The organism is Streptomyces spirodelae, from assembly GCF_017676385.1.
Lineage (GTDB): Bacteria > Actinomycetota > Actinomycetes > Streptomycetales > Streptomycetaceae > Streptomyces > Streptomyces spirodelae.
Genome location: NZ_JAFFZN010000039.1, coordinates 38,790 through 60,544 on the forward strand (window position 1 = coordinate 38,790; position 21,755 = coordinate 60,544).

At 71.6% G+C, this 21,755-nt stretch carries 16 protein-coding genes; 4 read left to right on the top strand and 12 right to left on the bottom strand.

The genetic code is table 11. From position 1 onward, the window contains the following. Positions 1-16: 16 nt before the first annotated feature. From infB to rimP, 4 genes are all read right to left on the bottom strand, one after another. Entirely contained in the window at positions 17-3,061 is a 3,045-nt protein-coding gene (gene infB / locus JW592_RS30105; RefSeq protein ID WP_209268426.1) for a translation initiation factor IF-2, read from the bottom strand. Positions 3,062-3,216: 155 nt separating this feature from the next. Continuing rightward, entirely contained in the window at positions 3,217-3,513 is a 297-nt protein-coding gene (locus JW592_RS30110) for a YlxR family protein (RefSeq protein WP_209268427.1), read from the bottom strand. A gap of 148 nt (positions 3,514-3,661) precedes the next feature. Beyond that, positions 3,662-4,687 carry a transcription termination factor NusA gene (nusA, locus tag JW592_RS30115; RefSeq protein WP_209268428.1) on the bottom strand — a complete coding sequence of 342 codons (1,026 nt, stop codon included), beginning with the start codon at positions 4,685-4,687 and terminating at the stop codon, positions 3,662-3,664. Between the two features lie 2 nt (positions 4,688-4,689). After that, positions 4,690-5,250 (bottom strand): ribosome maturation factor RimP, encoded by a 561-nt coding sequence (gene rimP, locus JW592_RS30120; protein WP_209268429.1) that lies wholly within the window; start codon positions 5,248-5,250, stop codon positions 4,690-4,692. A 301-nt stretch (positions 5,251-5,551) separates the two neighbouring features. Between rimP and JW592_RS30125 the strand changes: the two genes are divergently transcribed. From JW592_RS30125 to JW592_RS30135, 3 genes are read left to right on the top strand one after another with little or no spacing between them, the layout of a single operon-like run. Beyond that, complete coding sequence (locus JW592_RS30125; RefSeq protein ID WP_209268430.1) at positions 5,552-6,229, top strand: hypothetical protein; 678 nt, start codon at positions 5,552-5,554, stop codon at positions 6,227-6,229. Further along, positions 6,226-6,717, top strand: a complete 492-nt coding sequence (locus JW592_RS30130) for a ferritin-like domain-containing protein (protein ID WP_209268431.1) — start codon at positions 6,226-6,228, stop codon at positions 6,715-6,717. Before JW592_RS30125 ends, JW592_RS30130 begins: the two co-directional genes overlap by 4 nt. Before the next feature lie 57 nt (positions 6,718-6,774). Beyond that, positions 6,775-7,728, top strand: a complete 954-nt coding sequence (locus JW592_RS30135) for an aminoglycoside phosphotransferase family protein (protein WP_209268432.1) — start codon at positions 6,775-6,777, stop codon at positions 7,726-7,728. Positions 7,729-7,781: 53 nt separating this feature from the next. Here JW592_RS30135 and JW592_RS30140 read toward each other — a convergent pair whose 3' ends face one another. From JW592_RS30140 to dxr, 6 genes are all read right to left on the bottom strand, one after another. Then, the gene (locus tag JW592_RS30140) at positions 7,782-9,491 is read right to left on the bottom strand and encodes a proline--tRNA ligase (RefSeq protein ID WP_209268433.1); all 1,710 of its coding nucleotides are present in this window, start codon (positions 9,489-9,491) and stop codon (positions 7,782-7,784) included. 113 nt (positions 9,492-9,604) lie between these two features. Then, positions 9,605-10,174, bottom strand: coding sequence for a GNAT family N-acetyltransferase (locus JW592_RS30145; protein ID WP_209268434.1), 570 nt, complete (start codon positions 10,172-10,174; stop codon positions 9,605-9,607). Positions 10,175-10,259: 85 nt separating this feature from the next. After that, on the bottom strand, positions 10,260-11,105 hold the full coding sequence (locus tag JW592_RS30150; RefSeq protein WP_209268435.1) for a GNAT family N-acetyltransferase: 846 nt from the start codon (positions 11,103-11,105) through the stop codon (positions 10,260-10,262). Positions 11,106-11,247: 142 nt separating this feature from the next. Further along, entirely contained in the window at positions 11,248-12,405 is a 1,158-nt protein-coding gene (gene ispG, locus JW592_RS30155; protein WP_209268436.1) for a flavodoxin-dependent (E)-4-hydroxy-3-methylbut-2-enyl-diphosphate synthase, read from the bottom strand. 168 nt (positions 12,406-12,573) lie between these two features. Further along, positions 12,574-13,878 (bottom strand): M50 family metallopeptidase, encoded by a 1,305-nt coding sequence (locus JW592_RS30160; protein WP_209268437.1) that lies wholly within the window; start codon positions 13,876-13,878, stop codon positions 12,574-12,576. After that, entirely contained in the window at positions 13,875-15,179 is a 1,305-nt protein-coding gene (gene dxr, locus JW592_RS30165; RefSeq protein WP_209268438.1) for a 1-deoxy-D-xylulose-5-phosphate reductoisomerase, read from the bottom strand. The genes JW592_RS30160 and dxr overlap by 4 nt, the downstream gene beginning before the upstream one ends. A gap of 381 nt (positions 15,180-15,560) precedes the next feature. Here dxr and JW592_RS30170 point away from each other — a divergent pair, with 381 nt between their 5' ends. Beyond that, positions 15,561-17,261, top strand: coding sequence for a translation initiation factor 2 (locus tag JW592_RS30170; protein WP_307805599.1), 1,701 nt, complete (start codon positions 15,561-15,563; stop codon positions 17,259-17,261). 3 nt (positions 17,262-17,264) lie between these two features. Here JW592_RS30170 and JW592_RS30175 read toward each other — a convergent pair whose 3' ends face one another. Both JW592_RS30175 and JW592_RS30180 read right to left on the bottom strand, forming a co-directional pair. Beyond that, positions 17,265-19,418, bottom strand: coding sequence for a hypothetical protein (locus tag JW592_RS30175; RefSeq protein WP_229377096.1), 2,154 nt, complete (start codon positions 19,416-19,418; stop codon positions 17,265-17,267). Positions 19,419-19,509: 91 nt separating this feature from the next. Next, on the bottom strand, positions 19,510-21,435 hold the full coding sequence (locus tag JW592_RS30180) for an acyl-CoA dehydrogenase family protein (RefSeq protein ID WP_209268443.1): 1,926 nt from the start codon (positions 21,433-21,435) through the stop codon (positions 19,510-19,512). Positions 21,436-21,755 lie beyond the last annotated feature (320 nt).

Here is a 21,755-nt window from a genome sequence, read left to right on the forward strand (position 1 = left end):
GGTTCGAGGGAGCGGGTCAGCCTCGCGGCTTTTCCCTCATCTCGTATGTCGCGATGACGTCGTCGATCTTGATGTCGTTGAAGTTTCCGAGGTTGATACCGCCCTCGAAGCCTTCGCGGATCTCGGTCACATCGTCCTTGAAGCGGCGCAGGCCCTCGATGTTGAGGTTCTCCGCCACGACCTTGCCGTCCCGGATGACACGGGCCTTGGTGTTCCTGCGCACCTCGCCGGAGCGGATGATGACACCCGCGATGTTGCCCAGCTTGGACGAGCGGAAGATCTCGCGGATCTCCGCCGTACCCAGCTCGACCTCTTCGTACTCCGGCTTGAGCATGCCCTTCAGGGCCGCCTCGATCTCCTCGATGACCTGGTAGATCACCGAGTAGTAGCGGACGTCCACACCCTCGCGCTCGGCCAGCTGCGTCGCACGCCCCTCGGCGCGGACGTTGAAGCCGATGACGATGGCGTCGGATCCGGTCGCCAGGTCGATGTCGGTCTCGGTGACCGCACCCACACCGCGGTGCAGGATGCGCAGGTCCACCTCTTCGCCGACGTCGAGCTGGAGCAGCGAGGACTCCAGGGCCTCGACCGAACCGGACGCGTCGCCCTTGATGATGAGGTTGAGCTGCTGCACCTCGCCCGCCTTGAGCACCTTGTCCAGGTCCTCCAGGGAGACGCGGCGGGTCCGCTTGGCAAAGGCCGCGTTGCGCTCGCGCGCCGCGCGCTTCTCGGCGATCTGCCGGGCCGTACGGTCCTCCTCGACCACCAGGAAGTTGTCGCCCGCGCCCGGGACATTGGTGAGACCGAGCACCAGGACGGGGGTCGAGGGACCCGCTTCCTTGATGTTCTCGCCCTTGTCGTCGAGCATCGCGCGCACCCGGCCGTAGGCGTCGCCCACCACCATGGTGTCGCCGACCCGCAGCGTTCCGCGCTGCACCAGCACGGTCGCCACGGCGCCGCGGCCGCGGTCGAGGTGGGCTTCGATCGCGATGCCCTGCGCGTCCTGGTCGGGGTTGGCCCGCAGGTCGAGCGAGGCGTCCGCGGTCAGGACCACGGCCTCCAGCAGCTCCTCGATGTTCAGCCCCTGGCGCGCGGAGATGTCGACGAACATCGTGTCGCCGCCGTACTCCTCGGCCACCAGCCCGTACTCGGTGAGCTGGCCGCGGACCTTGGTCGGGTCGGCACCCTCGACGTCGATCTTGTTGACCGCGACGACGATCGGCACGTCGGCCGCCTTGGCGTGGTTGAGCGCCTCGACGGTCTGCGGCATCACGCCGTCGTTGGCCGCGACGACCAGGATCGCGATGTCGGTCGACTTGGCACCGCGGGCACGCATGGCGGTGAACGCCTCGTGGCCAGGGGTGTCGATGAAGGTGATCTTGCGCTCTTCGTCGTTCACCTCGGTCGACGCCTGGTAGGCGCCGATGTGCTGGGTGATGCCGCCGGCCTCGCCCTCGATGACGTTGGTCTTCCGGATCGCGTCCAGCAGCCTCGTCTTACCGTGGTCGACGTGACCCATGACGGTCACCACCGGCGGACGCGGCATGAGCGCCGTCTCGCCGCCCTCGTCCTCGCCGAACTCGATGTCGAAGGACTCGAGAAGCTCGCGGTCCTCCTCCTCCGGGCTGACGATCTGGACGACGTAGTTCATCTCCTCGCCGAGGAGGTGCAGCGTCTCGTCGGAGACAGACTGGGTCGCGGTGACCATCTCGCCCAGGTTGAACATCACCTGGACCAGCGACGCCGGGTTGGCGTTGATCTTCTCCGCGAAGTCCGTGAGCGAGGCACCACGCGACAGCCGGACGGTCTCGCCCTTGCCGCGCGGCAGCATCACACCGCCGACGGACGGCGCCTGCATCTGCTCGTACTCCTGGCGCCGCTGCCGCTTCGACTTGCGGCCACGACGGGCCGGACCGCCGGGACGGCCGAACGCGCCCTGCGTGCCGCCACGGCCACCGGGACCACCCGGGCGACCGGCGAAACCGGGACGGCCACCGCCGCCGGGACGGCCGGCGAAGCCGCCACCGCCACCGGGACGACCGCCGCCACCGCCACCGGGGCGCCCGGCGAAGCCGCCACCGCCACCGGGACGGCCACCGCCGCCGCCCGGACGGCCACCGCCGCCGGGACCGCCACGGCCGGGACCCGGACGCGGGCCCGCGGCGGGACGCTGCGGCATCATGCCCGGGTTCGGACGGTTACCGCCGCCACCACCCGGACGCGGGCCGCCGCCCTGCGGGGCCTGCGGACGAGGCATGTTGCCCGGCGTGGCACGACCGCCACCCGGAGCCTGCGGACGCGGACCCGCCTGGCCCGCGCCGCCGGGACCCTGGCCCGGCTTGGGCGCACCCGGCTTCGGAGCGCCCGGCTTGGGGGCACCACCGGAACGAGGCGCCTGCGGGCGCGCCATCCCGGTGGAGCCACCGGAGGTGAAGGGGTTGTTACCCGGACGCGGCCCTGAGGGGCGCGCACCCGGCTTGGGGGCCTGGCCACCCTGCGGACGACCCTGACCGCCCGGACGCGGCGTCTGACCCGGCTTGGGGGCCTGGCCCGGCTTGGGAGCCTGGCCACCGGGCCGCGGGGTCTGGCCCGGCTTGGGTGCGCCCGGCGCGGCGGGCGGCGCCTGGAAGTCCGGCTTCGCGGGCGCTGCGGGCTGTGCGGGCCCCGGCTTGGGCGCACCGGGCTTCGGGGCGCCGGGCTTGGGAGCCTCGGGCGCACCCGTCTCGCCCTGTGCGGGGCTCGGGGCAGGGGTCACCGGGGCCTCGGGGCCCGGCTTGGGGGCACCGGGCTTCGGTGCGCCCGGCTTCGGCGCGCTCGCACCCGGCTTGGGTGCGGCGGGCTTGGCGGCTGCCTTCTTGGGCGCCGCGGGCTTCGCTGCGGACTTCTTGGCGCCACCGCCGGAGCCCGCGTCGAACGCGTCTGTCAGTTTGCGGACTACCGGCGCCTCGATCGTCGAGGACGCCGAACGGACGAATTCACCGAGTTCTTGGAGCTTGGCCATCACGACCTTGCTCTCCACTCCAAGTTCCTTGGCGAGTTCGTATACCCGGACCTTAGCCACTTCGCTCCTTACGGCCCGGGGGATCGTCCGCCGGACCTTCGCTACTGATGCATGGGCGTACTCATCGCGTACTCATCGAGTGCTCATCGCAATCTCGACCTACTTCCCACTCGCGAGGTACCTCTCCCCGAACGGAGGTTCCGTACGGGCTGTGCTTACAGTCTTTCGGTGCTGGTCTGTGCGTTCCGCTCCACGTGCTCCCGCAGCTCCGCGAGGTCGAACGGACCCGGACCTCGAAAGGCCCGGTTGAATGCCCGGCGCCGGACGGCCTGCTCGAGACAGGACGGAACGGAGTGCACATATGCACCCCGACCGGGCAGCCTACCGCGAAGATCGGGGATCAGGCTTCCCCCGATCAGCACCAATCGCAGCAGAACATCCTTGTCGGTGCGCTCCCGGCAGCCCACGCAGGTCCGCTGAGGGCACGCCCGACCACGCGTCCGGCCAGACACTGGTTAAGTCTACCTCCCCGAAGCCCCGAAACCCGTTGGGGGGTAAGGGCGCCGTTACTCATTCGCAGCCGGACGCGCCCACCCGGACGCGCTCCGTGATCACTACAGGCTGCTACCGGGCGACTCAGCTGGGTTGCTCCGGCCCGGCTCAGCCCTGCTCGGCGGGGCGGCCCTGGGAGTGATCGTCCCCGCTCGTCGCCTCGGCGGTGTCAGGACGGATGTCGATCCGCCAGCCGGTGAGCCGCGCTGCGAGCCGGGCGTTCTGGCCTTCCTTGCCGATGGCCAGTGACAGCTGGTAATCGGGCACGGTGACCCGCGCGGAACGTGCCGCCAGGTCGAGGATCTCCACCTTGCTCACCCGCGCCGGGGACAGGGCGTTGGCGACCAGTTCGGCCGGGTCCTCGGACCAGTCCACGATGTCGATCTTCTCGCCGTGCAGCTCCGCCATGACATTGCGCACCCGGCCGCCCATCGGACCGATGCAGGCGCCCTTGGCGTTCAGGCCCGAGCGGGTGGACCGTACGGCGATCTTCGTGCGGTGGCCCGCCTCGCGAGCGATGGCGGAGATCTCCACCGAACCGTCGGCGATCTCCGGGACCTCCAGCTCGAAGAGCTTCTTGACCAGGTTGGGGTGGGTGCGCGAGAGGGTCACCGACGGCCCGCGCACGCCCTTGGCGACGCGGACGACGTAGGTGCGCAGCCGGGTGCCGTGTGCGTAGTCCTCACCGGGGACCTGCTCCTGCGGCGGCAGGATGGCCTCCAGCTTGCCGATGTCCACCAGCACGCTCTTGGGGTCCTTGCCCTGCTGCACGACGCCCGCGACGACATCGCCCTCGCGTCCCGCGTACTCGCCGAAGGTGACCTCCTCCTCGGCGTCCCGCAGCCGCTGCAGGATGACCTGCTTGGCCGTCGTCGCTGCGATCCGGCCGAAGCCGGTGGGGGTGTCGTCGAACTCCCGCGGCTCGGCGCCCTCTTCGAGCTCCTCGGGGCTCTCCTTGGCCCACACCGTGACGTGGCCCGTCTTGCGGTTCAGCTCGACGCGCGCGTCCCGCCTGCTGCCCTCGGTGCGGTGGTACGCGATGAGGAGGGCCGACTCGATCGCCTCGACCAACAGGTCCAGGGAGATCTCCTTCTCCCTGACCAGCCCGCGCAGGGCACTCATGTCGATGTCCACGGCTACGCCTCCTCCTCGTTCTCGTTCCCGGCGGCTTCGGCGTCGCCGGCCGCGGAGGTGCGCCGCGGCTGCTCCGCGGCCTTGCGGTTGAACTCGATCTCGACCCGCGCCTTGGCGATCTCGTCGAAGGCGAGTCTGCGGGCCGTGGGCTTGCGCCCCTTGACGCCGGGCACCTGGAGATCCACGCCCGCGTCATCGACGGCGGTGAGGCGGGCCGTCAGCTCGCCGCCGCCGGCGGCCTCGGTCGGCTGCACCTTGATGAGCCGCCCGACGGCGCGGCGGAAGTGCCGCTGCTCGGTCAGCGGGCGGTCGGCACCCGGGGAGGTGACCTCCAGCACGTAGGGGGCGCCACCCATCGCGTCGCTCTCGTCGAGCACTTCGGAGAAGGCGCGGCTCAGCTCCGCGCAGGTGTCCAACTGGACCCCGTCATCAGCGTCCACGACGACACGCAGCACGCGTCGCTTTCCGGCCGGGGTCACATCGATCTCTTCGAGATCCAACCCCCTCTTGCTGACGAGCGGTTCCAGCAGTCCGCGCAGCCTCTCGCTCTGGGTGGTGCTCATCCGGGTGACTCCTCGGCCGCGTGTGCTGTTGTAGGGGGCCTCGTGACAGGGGCGTGTCGCCGCCCAAGCCTATCGTCTGTGGCGGGCTGCGCCGACCGGTCGGGTAACGCACGGCCGTATCGGCACGCGGCACTGTACGGCGTACGGGTACGGAGCGGCCCGGCACCGGGTGGCCCCGGGCGGCCGCGGGAACATCCCCGGGTACCCTCGCGGGGCGTGACCAGCGCCCCACTGCGGTCACAAGTCCGGGCGAGGCCGCAGTCCGTCTGGCCGTTCGTTCGCCCACATCCAGGGAGTGCACATGTCGCTCACGCCGTCACCGGCGGCGGCACGACCACGCCGCAGGTCGATACTGACCGGCGCACTGAGCGCCGCCTCCGCCGCGTTCAGCCTGCCGCTCGTATCGGCCTGCACGGACCAGGAGGGCCAGGAGAGCGCCGACGGGGAGAGCGCGGACACGGCGCGCCGGCTGCGCGGAAGCGCGGCTCGCGACAGCGAGCACCTGCTCGCCCGCTACGACGGCACCGTCAAGGTGTACCCGGCGCTCGCCGCACCGCTGCGTCCGCTGCGCGAGGAGGTCGCCCGCCATGTGCGGGTGCTGCGGGGCCGCGAGTCCGGCACCACGGGTCCCTCGCCAGGTCCGTCCGGCTCGCCGGAGACCAGGTCGCCCTCCGGCTCGCCCGGGCCGGCCCGCTCGGACCGGCCCGGCGGGAGGAACAGCCCGTCCGAGCGGCCGCCCAGCCCGGACACCGCGTCCGTGCCCAAGAGCGAGAAGGCGGCGTTCGCGGCGCTCGCCGAGGCCGAGCGCCGGCTGGCCGACGCGCGTACCAGGGCGCTGGACAGCGCGCCGCCCGAGTTCGCCCGCCTGCTGGCCTCGGTGGCCGCCTGCGGCGCGGCGCACAGGTATCTGCTGGACGAGCACGGCAAGAAGGCGAGCGAGGACAGCGGCGGGGACCACGAGGGGGCGGCGGAGAGATGACGGAACGCACCAGGGAACTGGCCGCACTCCAGGCCGCGTTGCGCGCCGAGCACGCCGCCGTTTACGGCTACGGAGTTGTCGGCGGGCGGATCGACGAGAACCACAAGAGCCAGGTCCGCGAGTGCTACGAGGCACACCGGACCCGCCGGAACGCGCTGCGCCGCGCCGTCCGCTCGCTGGGCGGCGAGCCGGAGCCTGCCGCGGCTGCCTACGCGCTGCCTTTCGCGGTGCCCGACAGCCAGGCCGCCGTCCGCCTCGCGGCCCAGTTGGAGGACCGCATAGCGGGGGTGTACGCGGACCTGGTGCGGGCAAGCGAGGGGGCGCGGCGGCGCACCGCCGCCGAGGCGCTGCGCGAGGCCGCCGTCCGCTCGGTGCGCTGGAAGGGCGGCGGCGTGGCCTTCCCGGGCCTCACCGAACTGGGCGCCGGGGACTCTCCGGCCTCCCCCTCCGGAGCACCGACCGGCTCCGAAGCGCCCGGCACTCTGTGACCACGCCGCCGTGTGCGCACGCCGTGCGCACACGCCCTGACGAAAGGCCCATGAGGAATGGCTTCTGTGCTGCCCCTCCAACCCCCGCAGCGGCTGGTGCGTGCCCTGGCCGCCCAGCAGGGCGCCGCCGCTGCCACCGCGGCACAGGACTGGCTGCGAGGGCTCTCCGCACTCCTGGAGCGGTGGCTGGAACGGTGGGAGCTGGTGGCCGAACGGGTGGTGACACCCGGCGGGCGCAGCAGTGTGGTGGTACTGGTGCGGCAGGCGGACGGCACACCGGCTGCGCTCAAACTGCCGGCCCCCGACGGCTCGCCCGCGCCGGTACGTACCGCACGCGAGTACGAAGCACTCACCGCCTGGCACGGACTGGGTGCGGCACGGGTGTTGCGGGCCGCGCCGGACGACGGCGCGCTGCTGCTGGAACGTCTGCGGTGCGAGGTGTCGCTGCGGTCCCTCCCGGAGGCCAAGGCGACCCTTGAGGCGGTCTCGGTGGTACGGCGCCTGTGGGTACCGCCGCCCGCCGAGCACGGCCTGGAGACGGTCGCCGAGCACACCGCCGTGGAGGCGGAGCTGATGCGTTCTGCCGTACCGCCGGACGCCGAGCCGCTGGTGGCCGCCGCGCTGGAAGCCCGCGAGACGATGCTGGCCGAGTCTCCCGGGGGCGAGCCCGTGCTGCTGCACGGTGACTTCCGGCAGGGCGCCGTACTGGCCGCCTCCGCGCCCGGGGAGCGCGCACACTGGCTGACCGTTGGGCCCGACCCCCTGGTGGGCGAGCCCGCCTACGACCTCGCGCGGCTGGTCCGGGACCGGCTGCACGACCTGATGGCGTCCTCCGGCGCCCCTGCCGTCACCCGCCGCCGCGTCAACAAACTCGCCGACTCGCTGGACGTACCGCGCGAACGGGTGCGCCAGTGGGCGCTGTACCGCGCGGTGGAGTCGGCGTGCAGACAGTACGCCGGTGGCAGCACGGCGGACGCGGAGATGCTGCTGGAGTTCGCCGCCTGGCTGTGACGGCGTGGGGCCCCTGCTGTCGCGGGGCCCCACAGTTGTTCTGCTCCGGTCCCTCAGCCCTGGCTGAGGCGGGCGACCGCCTCGTCGATGGGCAGCTCTTCGCGCTCCCCCGTGCGCCGGTCCTTCAGCTCGACACGGCCATCCTTGATGCCCCGTCCGGCGACCAGGATGGTCGGCACGCCGATCAGCTCGGCGTCGGTGAACTTCACGCCCGGTGAGACGCTCGTACGGTCGTCCACGATCACCCGCACGCCTGCCGCGCCGAGCCGCTCGGCGATCTCCAGCGCCGCCTCGGTCTGCTGCGCCTTGCCCGCCGCGACCACGTGCACCTCGGCCGGCGCCACCTCCCGGGGCCAGCACAGGCCCTGCTCGTCGGCGTGCTGCTCGGCCAGCGCTGCCACGGCACGCGAGACACCGATGCCGTAGGAGCCCATGGTGACGCGGACCGGCTTGCCGTCCTGGCCGAGCACGTCCAGCTCGAACGCGTCGGCGTACTTGCGGCCGAGCTGGAAGATGTGACCGATCTCGATGGCACGGTCCAGCTCGATGCCCGCACCGCACCTGGGGCAGGGGTCGCCCGGCTCGACCACGACGACGTCGAGGTACTGGTCGACCTCGAAGTCCCGGCCGCACACCACATTGCGGGCGTGCTTGCCGTCCTCGTTGGCGCCGGTGATCCACGATGTGCCGGGCGCCACGCGCGGGTCGGCGAGGTAGCGGAACGCCTTCCCCGCCATGCCGCCCTGCGGGCCGATGTAGCCGCGCACCAGGTCGCCGCGCCCCTCGAAGTCCTCGGCGGTGACGACCTCGACCGTGGCGGGCGCCAAGTGCTCGGCAAGCTTGCCCAGGTCCACCTCGCGGTCGCCGGGGACGCCGACCGCGGTGATCTCACCGTCGACCTTCACCAGCAGGTTCTTCAGCGTCGCCGAGGCCGGCACACCCAGGTACTCGGCCAGGGTCTCGATGGTGGGGGTGTCCGGGGTGTCGAGCTTCTCCACCGGGTCGTGGCCCTCGGTGGAGGACGGCGGCACGGTGACCGAGACGGCCTCGGTGTTGGCCGCGTAGCCGCACTGCGGGCACTGCACATAGGTGTCCTCACCGGCCGCGGCGGGTGCCAGGAACTCCTCGGATGCGGAGCCGCCCATGGCGCCGGAGACGGCCGAGACGATGCGGTAGTCCAGCCCCAGGCGCTCGAAGATGCGCTGGTAGGCGACGCGGTGCGCGGCGTAGGACTCGGCCAGCGCCTCGTCGGAGACATCGAAGGAGTAGGAGTCCTTCATCGTGAACTCACGGCCGCGCAGGATGCCCGAGCGCGGACGGGCCTCGTCCCGGTACTTGGTCTGGATCTGGTAGACGATGGCCGGGAGGTCCTTGTACGAGGTGCACTGGTCCTTGACGACCTGCGCGAAGATCTCCTCGTGCGTCGGGCCCAGGAGGTACTCGCCGCCCTTGCGGTCCTTGAGGCGGAAGAGCAGGTCGCCGTACTCCTCGTAGCGTCCCGAGACCTCGTAGGGCTCCTTGGGCAGCAGCGCCGGGAGCAGCACCTCCTGGCCGCCGATGGCGTCCATCTCCTCGCGGACGATACGGGTGACGTTCTCCAGCACCTTCTTGCCCAGCGGGAGCCACGTCCAGATCCCGGCGGCGGTGCGGCGTACGTACCCGGCGCGGACCAGCAGCTTGTGGCTGAGCGTCTCCGCATCGGCCGGGTCGTCACGCAGCGTCTTCAGCATCGACCTGGACAAACGCTGGACACGGGCTGCCATGGGGACTCCTGCTCGGGGCTGTACTCGCGATGAGTGACGGAACACGTCGATGCGGAGCCTATCGGCCCGGACCGCCCGCACGGAAACGAGATCCGCCCCTCCCGGGGCCCCTCTCACCCCCGCGCCAACGGCAACCACGCCCCCATGACGACATACGGCTGCACCGCACTCGGGAACTGGACCCGGCGGGCCAGGTCGCGGTAGCCCAGGCTGCGGTAGAGGGCGCGGGCCGGGCTGTCCAGGTCGAGGGCCGACAGGAGGGAGCGGGGCTCGGTGGCGGCGTCGGTGAGGCGGGTGATCAGCTCGCGTCCGATGCCGCGGCGCTGAAAGGCCGGGTGCACATGCAACTCGGTGATGACGAACGTGTCGTCCAGCCAGTCCTCACAGCCCTGTTCGCGCAGATACGGCTCCACCACCGTCGACCACCACTGGGAGCGGTCGTTGGGCATCCCGTAGACGAACCCGACGAGGCGGCCCTCCTCGGTGGTTGCGCCCAGGGCCCGCGCGTCCGGTGAGGTCATATGACGCAGCACGATGTGTTTGCGGACCCCGATCTCCTCGTCGGTCAGGCCGAAGGCGACGGCCTGCACGGCCAGCGCCTCGTCGACGCGGGCTGCCAGGTCGATCGGCCCTGTGACCACTGTCCGGGGGTCCGGGAGCTGTCCCCCGGCTGTGTGCGGCATGGCCGGGAGGCTACTTCCTGTGCGGCGGCGCCGCCACGGAAGCGGCACCGCCGGCGCTCGAGCGCACACGCGGGGCGCGCCGCGTTCAGAACAGCACGCTCATGAAGGCGCCGACCTCGCGGAAGCCGACGCGCCGGTAGGCAGCACGGGCCGGGGCGTTGTAGTCGTTGACGTAGAGGCTCACGAGCGGGGCGACCTCGCGCAGCGCATAGTCGATGACGGCGGCCATACCGGTCTCCGACAGGCCCTCGCCGCGCCGCTCAGGAGCCACCCAGACGCCCTGGATCTGGCAGGCGTGGGCGGTCACGGCGCCGATCTCGGCCTTGAAGACGACGCTGCCGTCCTCGATGCGCGCGAAGGAGCGTCCTGTGGTGACGAGCTCGGCGACCCGTGCCTGGTAGACGAGTCCGCCGTCACCGGCCAGCGGGGAGATGCCGACCTCCTCGGTGAACATCGCCACGCATGCGGGCAGCACCAGGTCCATCTCGTTCTTGGCGACGCGGCGCACCAGCGGGTCGGGGGCCACGTCCCCGGGCACCCGGTCGGTGACCAGCAGCGGCTGGTGGGGGCGCACCTCGCGGGGCGGGCCCCAGTGCGGCTCCAGGTACGACCACAGCGCCGCTGTCGGGCCTGCCGGGCCGACGATGGACGAGCAGCGGCGGCCCTGGCGGCGGGCCCGCTCGGCGAAAGCGCGGACGGCCTCGGGACCCGCGCACAGGGGGACGAGGTTGGCTCCGCTGTAGCAGAGGGCTTCCAGCCTGCCGTTCTGGTACCAGCCCCACATCTCGCCGCCGAGGCGCCAGGGGTCGAGTCCGGAGTTCTGCACCCGGGCGGCGACGAACGCGTTGTTGACCGGCTCCCGGCGCAGAACGGCGAGCGCGTCCGCCAGCTCGGCCGGTTCGACGACCTTGAGGGAAGTGGTGGTCAACAACGGTCTCGGTGCCTCACCGTGCGGCCCGTGGGCGTAAGGAACAATCTGTTGGCACTGTACCCGGGCATACCGAAGGCCGCCGCCGTGCGGCCGTGTCCGGCCGCACGGCGGTTTCCGCGAGGAGCGGACGGGGCGGGGCGGGTCAGCCCGCGGTCGTCACCACCGGTTCACCGGAGGCGACGCCGTCCTTCTCCATCTGCTCGGCGATCTTCATGGCCTCGTCGATCAGCGTCTCAACGATCTTGGACTCGGGCACGGTCTTGATGACCTCGCCCTTGACGAAGATCTGGCCCTTGCCGTTGCCCGAGGCGACGCCCAGGTCGGCCTCGCGGGCCTCCCCCGGGCCGTTGACGACGCAGCCCATGACGGCGACGCGCAGCGGTACGTCCATGCCTTCGAGACCCGCGGTGACCTCTTCGGCGAGCTTGTACACGTCGACCTGGGCCCGGCCGCAGGACGGGCACGAGACGATCTCCAGGCCGCGCTGGCGCAGCCCCAGGGACTCCAGGATCTGGATGCCGACCTTGACCTCCTCGGCGGGCGGTGCCGAGAGGGAGACCCGGATGGTGTCGCCGATGCCCTCGCTCAGCAGCGCGCCGAAGGCCACGGCGGACTTGATGGTGCCCTGGAAGGCGGGGCCCGCCTCGGTGACGCCGAGGTGCAGCGGGTAGTCGCAGCGCTGGGCCAGCAGCCGGTAGGCGTTGACCATCACCACGGGGTCGTTGTGCTTGACGGAGATCTTGATGTCGCGGAAGCCGTGCTCCTCGAACAGCGAGCACTCCCACAGCGCGGACTCCACGAGCGCCTCTGGGGTGGCCTTGCCGTACTTCTCCAGCAGCCGCTTGTCGAGCGAGCCGGCGTTGACGCCGATCCGGATGGGAGTGCCCGCTGCGGAGGCTGCGGCGGCGATCTCCTTGACCTTGTCGTCGAACTGCTTGATGTTGCCCGGGTTGACGCGGACGGCTGCGCAGCCGGCGTCGATCGCCTGGAAGACGTACTTCGGCTGGAAGTGGATGTCGGCGATCACCGGGATCTGCGACTTACGGGCGATGGTGGCGAGCGCGTCGGCGTCGTCCTGTGTGGGACATGCCACTCGGACGATCTGACAGCCGGAGGCCGTCAGCTCGGCGATCTGCTGCAGCGTCGAGCCGATGTCGGAGGTGCGGGTCGTGGTCATGGACTGCACGGACACGGGCGCGTCTCCCCCGACCGCGACCGTTCCTACCTGGATCTTCCGGCTGACCCTGCGGTCGGCGAGCTTGGCCGGGACGTCCGGCATTCCGAGCGAAATCGCTGTCATCAGCGTGCAACCCCAACGGTGTCGTTCAAGTCCCGGGTTCGACGGGCTCCAGGCCCCCGAGATTACGGCACCGGCCTCGCGCGGAGCACATCGCTCACTGGAGCATGCCGCAAAAGATGACGCCCGTGCAGGAATCACACGGGCGTCCAGGCCGGAACCTCCGTGCGATCAGCCGGTCAGTTTGACCGGATTCACCACGTCCGCGACGAGCACCAGAAGAGTGAAGCAGAGGAAGATCCCGGCCACCACGTAGGCCACCGGCATCAGCTTGGCGACGTCGAAGGGGCCCGGGTCCGGCCTGCGGAAGACCCTGGCCAGATTCCGCCGCAGCGACTCCCACAGGGCACCGGCGATATGACCGCCGTCCAGCGGCAGCAGCGGCAGCATGTTGAACAGGAAGAGGCTCAGGTTGAACCCGGCGACCAGGAACAGCATCGTCGCCACCCGCTGGCTCGGCGGGATGTCGAGCGAGAAGACCTCGCCGCCCACTCTGGCGGCGCCCACCACGCCCATCGGCGAGTCCTGCTTGCGCTCGGCTCCGTCGAAGGCCGCGTTCCACAGGTCGGGCACCTTGCCCGGCAGGTCGATCAGCGCCTGCACACCGTTGGCCATCATGTCGCCCATCCGGTCCACGGCCTGCGGGAAGGACTGCTGCACGATGCCGCTGGCCGGGGTGAAACCGAGGAAGCCGGCTGTGACGTACTCGTCGGGTACGTAGCTGCCGCGGCCGTCGGACTTGGCGACCTTGTTCTCGATCAGGTCGGCGTGCAGGGTGCGCCTCTCGCCGTTCCGCTCCACGGTGAGCGTGGCGGGTCCCGTGGTGTCCCGGATGCGCTGCTGGAGCGTGCCCCACTCCCCGACCGGCCGCCCGTCGAAGGCGACGATCTTGTCACCCGGCTCGAGGCCCGCCGCCTTGGCCGGGGAGTCCTTGGCGTCCTTGGGGCACTTGTCGGTCTGCGCGGAGGCGGGGATCACACACTCCGAGACGGTGGAGACGGTGGTCGTCTGGGTGTTGATGCCGAAGGTCATCAGCACCGTCAGGAAGATCACCACCGCCAGCACCAGGTTCATGAACGGCCCGGCGAACATCACGATGACGCGCTTCCACGGCTTGCGCGTATAGAGCAGCCGGTGCTCGTCACCAGGCTTGAGCTCCTCGTACGCGGCAGCACGCGCGTCCTCGATCATGCCCCGGAAGGGCGAGGAGGAGCGTTGCCGCACAGCACCGTCGTCGCCGGGAGGGAACATGCCGATCATGCGGATGTAGCCGCCGAGCGGGACGGCCTTGATGCCGTACTCGGTCTCGCCCTTGCGCTTGGACCACAGAGTGGGGCCGAAGCCCACCATGAACTGCGGCACCCGGACCCCGAACATCTTGGCCGTCGAGAAGTGCCCCAGCTCGTGCCAGGCGATGGAGAAGAGCAGGCCGACGACGAAGACGACTATGCCGAGAATGGTCATGAACGCCGTCATGCGCGGGCCTCCGCTGTCGCTGTGGCGGATTCTGCCGCCAGTTCACGGGCGCGGGCTCGCGCCCAGGTCTCTGCGGCGAGGACATCGGGAAGGGTCAGCCCGGTTCCGTCCGGTGTGCCGTGCTCGTCGACCACAGCCGCCACCGTATCCACGATGCCCGTGAACGGCAGCCTTCCGGCCAGAAACGCCTCGACGCACTCCTCGTTGGCCGCGTTGAAGACGGCGGGTGCGGTGCCGCCCAGCGCGCCCACCCGGCAGGCCAGCGGGACGGAGGGGAACGCCTCCTGATCCAGCGGGTAGAAGTCCCAGGACATCGCCTCGGTCCAGGAGAACACGGGTCCCGCGTCGGGCACCCGCTCCGGCCAGCCGAGGCCGAGCGCGATGGGCAGCCGCATGTCCGGAGGGCCGCACTGGGCAAGGGTGGAACCGTCCGTGAACTCCACCATCGAGTGGACTGCGGACTGCGGATGGACCACGACCTGGATCCGGTCGAACGGGATGTCGTAGAGCAGATGGGCCTCGATGACCTCGAGCCCCTTGTTCACCAAGGTGGCCGAGTTGACCGTGATGACCGGGCCCATGTCCCAGGTGGGGTGGGCCATCGCCTCCTGCGGGGTGACATCGGCGAGTTCCGCCCTGCTCCGGCCGCGGAACGGGCCTCCGGAAGCGGTGACCAACAGCTTGCGGACCTCGGCTCGGGCGCCGCCCATCAGGGCCTGGAAGAGCGCGGAGTGCTCCGAGTCGACGGGCACGATCTGGCCGGGCCTGGCCACCGCCTTGACCAGCGGCCCGCCGACGATGAGGGACTCCTTGTTGGCCAGCGCCAGCACCCGGCCCGCCTCCAGCGCGGCAAGGGTCGGGGCGAGCCCGATGGAGCCGGTGATGCCGTTGAGCACGGTGTGGCACGGGGAGGCGGCCAGCTCCGTGGCGGCATCCGGGCCCGCCAGCACCTCGGGCAGCGGCTCGGCGCCGCCGTACACCTCGCGCAACGCCGTACGGAGTGCGGGCACCGCCTCTTCGCGGGCCACGGCGACGGTGCGCACCCCCAGCCGGCGCGCCTGCTCGGCCAGCAGCTCGACCCGGCCGCCGGAGGCAGCCAGCGCGGTGACCCGGAATCGTCCGGGGTTCTTCAGCACGACATCGACCGCCTGCGTGCCGATGGAACCCGTCGAGCCGAGGATCACGATGTCGCGCGGTGCACCCGCCTGCGACTCCGCTCCCGGGCCAGTGCCGTCTCCGGAGTGCTCCGAAGGCTCAGTGCCGGGGTAGCGCAGATGCGGGTCAGCGAGGGAGTCGGTCATGCCCCCTATTGTGTCCGCTCCTCGGACGCGCTCGGACAGCGCACCGGGTGCGAGGCCGGGCACGCGAGGAGCACGGCTCGCAACGCGTCTGCCACGAGTGCCGTACGGGACTTCTGCGACCGCGGACCTCGACCGGCCTGCCGGTCGATACGATCGCGCTCATGCCGTCGAGCGATCACCACCGGCCCCCGACCGGTCAGCAACGTGGCATTCGCGGTCGCGCACGGCCCACTAGGATGGATGCTCGGCCGGGAGCCGGGAGCCGGGAGCCGGGAGCCGGGAGCCGGGAGCCGGGAGCCGGGAGCCGGGAGCCGGGAGCCGGGAGCCGGGAGCCGGGAGCCGGGAGCCGGGAGCCGGGAGCCGGGAGCCGGGAGCCGGGGCGTGAGGCGCGCGGCGGCGGAGACCCGCAGCGTGCTGTTCGTCGTCAGGACGGCGACGACACTGCACCGGCTGCTGGACGCGGCGCCGGCACTCGCGGGCGACCGGCGGATCGAGCCGTTTGTCACGCTCGTGCCCGGATCACGGTTCTGTGCCGAGGCGCTGGCGGCGCTGGAGGGCCTGCGGGCGCGGCAGCTGCCGTGGGAAGAAGCCACCGGGCGGCCGTTCTCGCTGATACTCGCGGCTTCAGCGCGCGGTGAACTCCACCGGCTGCAGGGCCCGCTGACACTGCTTCCGCACGGTGCCGGCTTCAGCAAGCGCATGCCCGCCACTGTGGGCCGAGGTGCAGCGCTTGATGCCCCGAACGGCCTCCACGCCGGCGAGTTGCTGCGCCCCGACGGCGGACCACTCGCACAGCTGCACGCCCTCGCCCACCCCGGGCAGCTCGACCGGCTCGCCGCACAGTCGCCACGAGCCGCCGCACAAGCCGCCGTCGTCGGCGATCCGACGCTCGACCGGCTGCTGGAGTCACTGCCGCGCAGAGAGCGCTACCGGCACGCACTGCGCGTCGCCGGGCGCAGACTGGTCGCCGTCCTGTCCACCTGGGGGCCCGAGTCGCTGCTGGAGCGCCGTCCCGAGCTGCCGCTGCGGCTGGCGACGGAGCTGCCGTACGACAGCTACCGGACGGCACTGGTACTGCATCCCAACGTGCACGCACGCAAACAGCAGTTCGGGCTCAGCCAGGACCTCACTCCGGAGCGGAAGGCCGGGGTGCTGCTGCCCCGACCGTACGAGGAGTGGGCAGCGCTCCTGGTCGCGGCGGACTGTGTCGTCACCGACCACGGCTCGACCGCGCTGTACGCGGCCGCGCTCGGCCTCCCTGTGCTGGGCGCCTGCGACGGCGGCGAGGAGCTGCTGCCCGGCACGCCCATGGCCCGGCTGCTGGACTCGGCTCCCCGGCTCGACATACGGCAGCCCCTCCGGCAGCAACTGGAAAGGGCACTGGCCGGACACAGCGGCGAGACCGTGCGTGAGATTGCCGCCGAGGCTTTCACCCGGGAGGGCAGGGCGGTGGAAGAGCTGCAGCGTCGCCTGTACGCGCTGCTGGAGCTCTCCCCGCCGCGCGTGCCCGCCGAACCCGAACCACTGCCGGTTCCGGACGCCGTGGCGCGGCGCTCGCCGGCCCTGTGCGCCTTCGCTGTGGACTGTGAGGTGGCCGGTGAGGTGGCCGGCGACGGGGAGCAGTCCGACGGGGCCGCTGTGCGGGTGATACGGCGCCCGGTGTCCGGCGAACCGGGCGACCATCTGGCGGCCGAGGAGGACTGGGCCGGACTGCGCCATGTGCAGAGCGCTGGACTGCTGTACCGGCACTGGGAACGGAGCACGGCCCCGGCCTCGGTGCGGCAGTGGAGCGCGGATGTGCTCGCGGCGTATCCGGCATGCCGCACCGCCGCAGCGGTGGTCGGCGGCAACCGGTGTGTGCTGCGGGTGCGGGACGGCGGGCTGCTGGGTGTGCACTGGGAGGGGGACGGCGGGGCGCACACTGCGGCTGCGGCCGATCCCGTCGCGGTGCTGTGCGGGGTGCACGCCTGGCTCGTGAAACGCCCCGCTGCCGTGCCTGCCGGACAGCGGGTCAGGTGCGAGGTGGGAGGGCAGCGCGTGGTGGCGGTCGTGCGCCCCCTCCCCGTGGCGGAGACAGCGTGAGGCTCAGGCGGAGCCCACAGTGCCACCAGCGCGGGTCTCGATGGCGTGGGCGGCCGCGCGGTGGGTCCCGGCCGCCTCACGGTCCCCCGCCTCCTGCGCCAGGTCGGCCAGTGCGTGCAGCGCCGCCGCTTCCTCGTGATCGGCTCCGCGGGTGCGGGCGCTGTCGAGGGCACGCTCGTACAGGGCGCGAATCCGGTCGCTGGCGGTGGTCGCCTCCAGCAGGCGAAGGGCGCGGGCGAGTTCATGGGCGGTACGGCCGGTCATCCGGGGGTGCTTCAGATCGAGGGCCGCGCGGTGTGCCGCTTCCAGTGTCGGGACGGCGCGCTGCGGCTCGCCCTGTTCGGTGAGGGTCTTGCCGAGCAGGTAGCTCTGCAGCAGTACGCCGTAGGGGTTGTGGTTCTCCTCGTGGATACGGCGGGATGCCGTGAACTGTTCCGCCGCGCTCGCCAGGTCGCCTTCGGCGCGGTGCAGCAGCCCGCGGAATTCGAGGGTGGAAGCGCGCAGCACCGGCTCGCCGTCCAGCAGCGCGGCCGCCTGCACGGCGCGGTCCACCTGGGTGCGCGCTCCGGTCAGGTCGCCGGTCTCCCACAGAGCGCGGGCCAGCTGGCAGCGCATTCGGGTCTGTGCCGCAAGGTGTTCTGCGCGCTGGGCCGCGGCCAGCCCCGCGCGGAAGGCGTCGATGGCCTCGGCGTGGTGCCGGTGGTTCATGAAGTGGGTCCACAGCGGTTCGCACAGGCCCCAGGCGTCGGCGTCGCCCTCCGGGTCGCCGCTCGCCCCGCTGTCGTGCGCGAGGCGTACGCACGCGTACAGCGCGAACTGCTCCGCCTTCGTCCAGCGGGCCGCCTCGGCCTCGTCGGCGAAGGGCACATCCGGTGCGTACGGAAGCGGAGCCACGGGCTCGGCGAACCGCAGACGGCGGCCGGCGATCAGCCAGTCGGCCCGTTCGGCCTGCCGTCGGTACCAGCGCACGATCCGCCGCAGCGCCGCGGCCATCTCGCCGGGCTCGCTCTCGTCGCGTGCCCGGCGTTGTGCGTGGGCGCGCAACAGATCGTGCATCCTGAGGCGCTCCGCCACCGCACCGGTTGGCTCGCCGTCCCCGCCGGGACGTTCCCAGACCGCGACCAGGTTGGCGTCCTCCAGCTCGCCCAGTGCGTCGTAGGCGGTGTCCGGCTCTGCGGCGCCCAGCAGCGCGACGGCTGATGCGGCGGTGAAGGACGGTCCCGGGTGCGCGGCGAGCAGCCGGTAGAGGCGGGCTGCCGGAGCGCTGAGTTCGCGGTAGGAGGCGTCCCAGACGGCTTCGACCACGGGCAGGCCCTCCTCGTCGAGTTCGGTGCGCAGCGCGGCCACCAGCCTCTCGGGCGGTCTGCGCCGGTGCGTCCGCAGATAGCTGCCGGCGATGTGCAGGGCGGCGGGCAGCCCGGCGCACATCCGGGCGATCTCTGCGACGACGTCGGGGCCGCCCGCCGGGCGTGCGCCGTCCAGCACGGCGTGCAGAAGCTCTTCCGACGCCTGTCCGGGCAGGGGACCCAGCGACACCTCGAGGGCGCCTGACAGCTGTGCCAGCCGCTTGCGGCTGATGACGATGGCCACGCCGGTGGAGGAGACGGGCAGCAGGGGTTCGGCCTCGCCCGCGTAGGCCACGTTGTCCAGGACGACGACGAGTTCCCGGTGCGCGGTGCGCTGCTCGTACTGACGGCGACGCCCGGCGAAGTCCTTGGCCAGCCACGGTTCGCGCACCCCGAGCGAGTGCAGCAGCACGGCCAGCACATCGGCCGGGGCCACCGCGCCGTCCCGGCGTACGTCGTCCAGATCGACGTACAGCGCGTCGCACCCCCGCTCGCGGCAGATCGCGTGCGCAAGCCGCAGCCCCAGTGCGCTCTTGCCGACACCGCCGATCCCGCTGACGGCGACCACCAGGGGGCGCACCACCCCGTCGGAGCGCCCCCGCCGCGCCCCGAGCGCCCGTGTCACGGCGGCCTGTTCGTCGGCACGGTCCTCGAAGAACGGTGCCTCGACGGGAAGTTGCACCACGGGGCCGGACGGCTCGCCGGGCGCGGCGTGCGTGTGGTGGTGCACCGACCCGATGCTCGCCGCCTGGACGATCGCGCCGGTGCTGACCTGTCCGTCCACGGTGTTGCGCGTCTGCTGCTCGCTCACGCCTCAACTCTAGGGCGGGCGACCGACAGTGGGCAGGGCGCGGTTGCCGGGGGAGCCGGGCCCGCGCCGCCCCCGGAGCGCTGAGGGACGGCTACGGGATGCGGCGGTGCACGTTCTCCTTCCGGGAGGGCCCGGGAGCGGCGTCGGCGATCCAGGGTCCCTCCGTCGAGGCGTCGATGACGCCCTCCTCCAGCCAGGTGTAGGAGCCGTCCAGCACCTCGCGGACCACCTTGCGGTCCAGGTCGTCGGTGTTGCTCCACAAGCGCCCGAACAGCTCTTCCACGCGGAGGCGTGACTGCTGGCAGAACGCGTCGGCCAGTTGGCGGGCCGCCTGCCCGTCGCCGCCGTCCCGGCTGAGCTTCTCCGCCCTGACGCAGGCGGCGCTCATCGCGAACAGCTCGGCGCCGATGTCCACGATGCGGCTCAGGAAGCCCTGTTTGGTCTCCATCCGGCCCTGCCACCGGGACATGGCGTAGAAGGTCGAGCGGGCGAGTTTGCGCGCGGTGCGCTCGACGTAACGCAGATGTCCGGCGAGCGTGCCGAACTCCGCGTAGGTACGCGGGAGCTGACCGGGGCCGGCGACCAGCTTGGGCAGCCACTTGGCGTAGAAGGTGCCCGCAGCGACGGCTGCCTTCCGCTTGTCGGTGAGGGACTTGTCCGGGTCGATGAGGTCACCGGCGACGGACAGATGCGCGTCCACGGCCTCCCGGGCGATCAGCAGGTGCATGATCTCCGTCGAGCCCTCGAAGATTCGGTTGATCCGCAGGTCGCGCAGCAGCTGCTCGGCGGGGACGCCGCGCTCGCCGCGGGCCGCGAGTGACTCGGCCGTCTCGAAACCGCGGCCGCCCCGGATCTGCACCAGCTCGTCCGCCATCTTCCAGGCCATCTCGCTGCCGTAGAGCTTGGCCAGCGCCGCCTCGATACGGATGTCGTTGCGGTCCTCGTCGGCCATCTGCGATGACAGGTCGAGCACTGCCTCCAGGGCGAACGTCGTCGCCGCGATGAAGGAGATCTTGCTGCCGACCGCCTCGTGCTCGGCCACCGGCCTGCCCCACTGGACCCGCGCCTGTGACCACTCGCGGGCGATCTTCAAGCACCACTTACCGGCTCCCGCACAGGTGGCGGGCAGCGAGAGCCGGCCGGTGTTGAGGGTGGTCAGCGCGATTTTGAGACCGGCGCCCTCGGGGCCGATCCGGTTGGCAGCCGGCACCCGTACCCGGTGGAAGCGGGTGACGCCGTTCTCCAGGCCGCGCAGTCCCATGAAGGCGTTGCGGTTCTCGACCGTGATGCCCTCCGAGTCGCCCTCGACGATGAACGCCGTGATACCGCCCTTGTGGCCCTCGGCGTGGCGCGGGTCGTCTTCAGCGGGCCGGGGGACGCGCGCCATGACGACCAGGAGGTCGGCGACCACTCCATTGGTGGTCCACAGTTTCACTCCGTCGAGGATGTAATCCTCCCCCTCTGGCACGGCCGTGGTGGCCAGCCGGGCCGGATCGGAGCCCACGTCCGGCTCGGTGAGCAGGAAGGCGGAGATGTCGCTGCTCGCACAGCGTGGCAGGAAGGCGTCCTTCTGCTCCTTGCTGCCGAACAGCTTCACCGGCTGCGGCACGCCGATCGACTGGTGCGCGGACAGCAGGGCCCCCACCGCGGGGCTGGCGGAGCTGACGAGCGCGAGCGCCTTGTTGTAGTACACCTGGGTGAGGCCGAGGCCGCCGTACTCGGTGCCGATCTTCATACCGAGCGCGCCCAGCTCCTTGAGACCGGTGAGCACCTCGTCCGGAATCCGGGCCTCGCGCTCGATCAGCGGACCGTCGATCTTCGCGTCGGCGAACTCGCGCAGCCTGGTCAGGAATTCCTCGCCGCGTGCCACGTCGTCGGCCGCCGGTTCCGGGTGCGGGTGGATGAGATCGAGGCGGAATCGGCCCAGGAACAGCTCTTTGGCGAAGCTGGGCTTGCGCCAGTCCTTCTCCCGGGCTGCCTCGGCGACTTCGCGTGCTTCACGCTCGGAGACGGTCATCTCACTCACCTCGAAACGGTGTGGAGGTACGCGGTGCGGGACGGACGGTGACCGGACTGCCCCGGCGACTACCGACGGGTGCTACTCGGTCGTATGTACCCGATTCATCCCGGACGTACCAGACGCCGCGCACGAGAAGCCCGGACCCGCTGCGCCGCTGGGGCGCGCCCGGCGGATGTCGCTGGGCTGGGGGTGCCCCTTGCTGCCCGTCGCGGGCTGCGGGTGGGTTGTGGCCGGTCGCACAGTTCCCCGCGCCCCTTCGGGACGCGCACCCTGCGCTCCCCCTGCGGGGCAGGCGTGATCCGCCGGACAGGCGCTAG

Excerpts from the sequence above, each read along its gene's own strand:
- JW592_RS30125 (WP_209268430.1), top strand. The coding sequence starts at position 5,552 with ATGTCGCTCACGCCGTCACCGGCGGCGGCACGACCACGCCGCAGGTCG.
- JW592_RS30140 (WP_209268433.1), bottom strand. The coding sequence starts at position 9,491 with ATGGCAGCCCGTGTCCAGCGTTTGTCCAGGTCGATGCTGAAGACGCTG.
- JW592_RS30160 (WP_209268437.1), bottom strand. The coding sequence starts at position 13,878 with ATGACGGCGTTCATGACCATTCTCGGCATAGTCGTCTTCGTCGTCGGC.
- ispG (WP_209268436.1), bottom strand. The coding sequence starts at position 12,405 with ATGACAGCGATTTCGCTCGGAATGCCGGACGTCCCGGCCAAGCTCGCC.
- dxr (WP_209268438.1), bottom strand. The coding sequence starts at position 15,179 with ATGACCGACTCCCTCGCTGACCCGCATCTGCGCTACCCCGGCACTGAG.
- JW592_RS30130 (WP_209268431.1), top strand. The coding sequence starts at position 6,226 with ATGACGGAACGCACCAGGGAACTGGCCGCACTCCAGGCCGCGTTGCGC.
- rimP (WP_209268429.1), bottom strand. The coding sequence starts at position 5,250 with ATGAGCACCACCCAGAGCGAGAGGCTGCGCGGACTGCTGGAACCGCTC.
- JW592_RS30145 (WP_209268434.1), bottom strand. The coding sequence starts at position 10,174 with ATGCCGCACACAGCCGGGGGACAGCTCCCGGACCCCCGGACAGTGGTC.
- JW592_RS30180 (WP_209268443.1), bottom strand. The coding sequence starts at position 21,435 with ATGACCGTCTCCGAGCGTGAAGCACGCGAAGTCGCCGAGGCAGCCCGG.
- JW592_RS30135 (WP_209268432.1), top strand. The coding sequence starts at position 6,775 with ATGGCTTCTGTGCTGCCCCTCCAACCCCCGCAGCGGCTGGTGCGTGCC.